Genomic DNA, 540 nt, shown 5'->3' with positions numbered 1-540 from the left:
AATGGTGATTGGGATATTCTCGGCTTTAAAGTTATTTTAGAAGTTCGGGAAGAAACGGGTCGTCTTGTTTTAGAAAAACAGGGTTATCTTCCTCCTAATCCTAAATTATTCCAGCATTTACAACTCCACTGGAATGACAAATATCGCAGCTTAGGTTCTCCAGCCAGAATTAAACCGCAAAGCATTATTCGTCAAGGTTCAATTCATCAGCGAATTAAAGCTTGTAAAACTTCTGCCGATGAATTGCGATCGCATCTGAAAACTTGGCTCAATTCTGATACATTTCGTCCCTTAGATCAACGACTTCGAGAAGAATGTCAACGAAATGAAGAAATTCGGGTATTAATTCGGACTTCAGATCTGACTTTAAAAAAACTACCCTTACATTTGTGGGATTTTTTTGAGAGTTATTCCAATGCTGAATTAGCGATTAGTCCCTTAGAATTAGAACCCCTGGCTGGAAATCAAATATTTCGCCCTGGCTCTCGATTGAAAATTTTAGCCATTTTAGGTCATCAAGACGGAATTAATATAGAAGCT

1 pseudogene is annotated in these 540 nt (G+C 37.8%); it reads left to right on the top strand.

Features of this window, described 5'->3' with window-relative positions:
- Nucleotides 1-540, top strand: a pseudogene (locus PL9214_RS31885) (CHASE2 domain-containing protein); the annotation flags it as partial.

Origin of the sequence: Planktothrix tepida PCC 9214, assembly GCF_900009145.1 — a bacterium.
Classification (GTDB): Bacteria; Cyanobacteriota; Cyanobacteriia; order Cyanobacteriales; family Microcoleaceae; genus Planktothrix; species Planktothrix tepida.
Note: the sequence above shows the minus strand (reverse complement) of the source record. Positions and strands in the feature narration are given on the sequence as shown.